3 protein-coding genes are annotated in these 3,343 nt (G+C 48.2%); all 3 read left to right on the forward strand.

What is annotated here, in order from left to right; all coding sequences use genetic code 11:
* Nucleotides 1-919 (forward strand): glycosyltransferase family 1 protein (locus M0P91_RS15040; protein WP_295069304.1); only part of this gene is annotated, 919 nt, incomplete at its 5' end.
* A complete protein-coding gene (locus tag M0P91_RS15045) occupies nucleotides 912-1,943 on the forward strand; it encodes a class I SAM-dependent methyltransferase (RefSeq protein ID WP_295069307.1) in 1,032 nt (343 codons plus the stop codon). The genes M0P91_RS15040 and M0P91_RS15045, both read left to right, overlap by 8 nt.
* A partial coding sequence (locus M0P91_RS15050) for a glycosyltransferase family 4 protein (protein ID WP_295069310.1) occupies nucleotides 1,940-3,343 on the forward strand: 1,404 nt, incomplete at its 3' end. The genes M0P91_RS15045 and M0P91_RS15050, both read left to right, overlap by 4 nt.

Raw genomic sequence — 3,343 nt, forward strand, 5'->3', positions numbered from 1 at the left:
AAACAATCTTCTCTTACTCCTTGACTCATCGTGGCATTTGCAGATATGGGGCGCTGTGGACAAAATGCGTGCACGCGGTATCCGGGTATTCACCGTCACGTACGATTTGATTCCGATCACCCACCCCCATTTTTGCGATGAGAATCTGGTTCGTCTGTTTAACGATTGGTTTACGCAAGCAGTCAAAAGAGTAGAGGGTTATATCGCTATTTCACGCACGGTAGAAGAAGATCTCTACGGCTATCTCCGTACATTGAATGTTTCGACACCTCTTCCGCGAGAGAGATTGACCCATTTCTTTTTAGGTGCCGACATTAAAAAATCGGACTCACCGGAATTTGATGCTCGAAATACCCTTAAAAAATGGTTTGAGGAGACTCACGCCCCCTATTTGATCGTATGTACGATCGAACCGCGAAAAAATCATATCTATTTAATCGAGGTATTTAACCGTCTTTGGGAACAGGGGATCGATGCACGGTTGATGATCGTAGGGCGAATCGGATGGAAAGTCGATGAGCTGATTCATACTATCCGTGCGCACCCTGAGTTTGGCAAGCGTCTCACCATGTGGAATGATTTGAGTGACAGCGAACTTTCGTACACGTACCACCATGCGAAAATGCTCCTTTTCCCCTCATACGTCGAAGGATTCGGTTTGCCGATTGTCGAAAGCCTTTATTTTGGCTTGCCGGTGTTAGCGAGCGATATTCCAGTCCATCGTGAAGTGGGTCAGGAGAAGATCGGATATTTTGATTTGGACAATCCTGCCGATTTGGTTGAAAAAATTGTTGCTATTGAATCACTATCTTCTCTTCCCAGAGTCGATCCGAGTCAAATCCATATCGTCGATTGGAAAGAGAGTGCCCAAAGCTTGTTGGAAGAAATAACCCGTTTGTCAGGAAGAACCGATGGATAGTCTTAAAAACACTCTTTATAAAGTCCCGTTATTACGTACATTTTTTAGATGGATTAAAAATATTGTGCTGCTAAACCGTTTTAAACATCATACGCTTACGAGGTTAAATCAGTTTGAAGCCCGCACCGACAGTCTGAATCAGCAGATGGAGCAAATCCGTCAGGAACTGAATCAGCGGATGGATCAAATCCATCAGGAATTGGATCAAACCCATCGGGAGCAAGAAGAAAAGCTCCTCCTCTCTCTTTACCGTCATGGCCGCTCCCAGCAATACCGTATTGACCAATTTTTGTTTGATGTCAAAGAGCGTCTTGCCGAACCCTCTATAACTCAAATCGATGCGATAGCGGAAGCTTCCGATACGCTTGACCCTTTTTATCTTGCATTCGAAGACCGTTTTCGCGGAAGTCGCGAAGCGATTTTAGAGCGTTGCCGTGAGTACCTCCCCTTATTGTCTCCGTTGAGGGGTCGCAGCACTTCCACGGCTCTTGATTTGGGATGCGGACGCGGGGAATGGTTGCAGACCCTTTTATCGGCAGGATTTCAGGCACGCGGGATCGATCTAGGGGGTGCAATGATTGCCACCTGCACACAAGCGGGCCTTGATGTACAGCAGCTTTCGGCGCTAGATGCCCTCAGGGCAGAATCCGATGCATCGCTCGATCTAATCAGTGCGTTTCATCTCATCGAACATCTGACATGGAATGAACTTTACACGCTCACAGTAGAAATATTTCGCGTCCTTAAACCGGGCGGTCTTGTCCTCCTTGAAACCCCCAATGCGCAAAACCTCCTTGTGGCGACCCAAACATTTTACAAAGACCCAACGCACCGTAATCCGGTTCATCAAGACACGCTGAAATTTCTCCTTGAGTACCACGGTGCGAGTAAGGTTTCGATTCATCCGCTTCACCCTTTCCCCGAATCGATGCATCTGCAAATTCACAGTGAAACCGAACAGCGGCTCAATGATTGGATCTATGGAGCGCAAGATTATCTTGCCATCGGAGTCAAGGGCACATGAATGTCATTCATCAGTTTACCCCCTCGGTCGCTTATGGCGATGGGGTAACCGGCGGGCTTTTCTTCACACAGACGCTTTTGCGCCGATTTGGATTTACGTCCGAGATTTATGCGCATCATATCGATCCGCGTCTGGCGACCAAGGTACATCCCCTGAGTGCCTATCTCCCTTGCGCCGATCAAACCCTTTTGTTTCACCACAGCATAGGTCACGAGCACGATGCCCTGATCCTTTCATGGCCGGACCGTCTTATTTTGGTGTATCATAATATTACACCCGAACATTTTTTCGCCGATTCCCCTCATCTGGCTGCAGCTTGTACATGGGGGCGCGATCAGCTGAAACGTTGGCCGCGTAACCGTTTTTTAGGTGCGTATGCCGATTCGGACTATAACCGTGATGAGCTGATACGTTTGGGATACCGCGATGTACGGACGATTCCGCTGCTGGTTGATCTTTCCCGCTTTGATACACCTTCTCCCTCTGTGTTTACTCCCCCCAAAGGAGATCCTTTTACGATCCTTTTTGTCGGACGTATGGTTGAAAATAAATGTCAAGATCAGTTAATTGATGTTTTGGATGAACTTATTTTGCGCAAGGTGACTAATATTAGGCTCGTTCTGGTCGGGGGAATATCAAGCGTACCCTACCAAAATGCCTTACAGAGTAAAATTGCCGCTTTGGGGTTAAGTAACGTAGTGCTTCTCGCGGGAAAAGTGAGCGATGAAGAGCTTCGCCGATGGTATGTGACGGCAGATTTGTACCTTTCGCTGAGTGAACATGAAGGATTTGGTATGCCGCTGCTCGAAGCGATGGCGCATGACTTGCCTGTTCTGGCATACGATGCCGGCGCATTAATCACAACACTTCCCGCTTCTTCGTTGCTTCTCTTCAAAGCTCCGGGTCGTATTGCCGAAAAGATCATTGAGATAATGGGCAATCCCGCTTTCCGTCGTGATATGATTCTCTCTCAGCGAGACCATCTTCATCGTTTTCATCCTCTCTCTTTAGCACAGGAATTGGCGGATTTTTTAAAACAGTGCGCTATTACGATTCCTAACGTTCCACGCACTCCTTATCCTGTTATACTAAATCCAATGAACGAAGATACTCTTCTCATCCCGTACCTGATACGGGATCCATCTCCTGCATTTAGGAACACTGGAATCCGCATCGACGGTCCCTGCGACAGCACCTACAGCCTCGCACTGGTAAACCGTGAGTTGGGGCGCGCGCTGATGGAGCAGGGGAGGGAACTTTCATTTTTCGCGACCGAAGGACCGGGGGACTACCGTCCTGACCGCGAGTTTTTAGCCGGTGATCCGCAGATACTGGAGTCATTGTCCGATTATCCCCTCCACGCTCATACCGTCATCCGCAATCTTTATCCGCCGCGTGTT

This window comes from Sulfuricurvum sp. (assembly GCF_023229695.1).
Taxonomy (GTDB): domain Bacteria; phylum Campylobacterota; class Campylobacteria; order Campylobacterales; family Sulfurimonadaceae; genus Sulfuricurvum.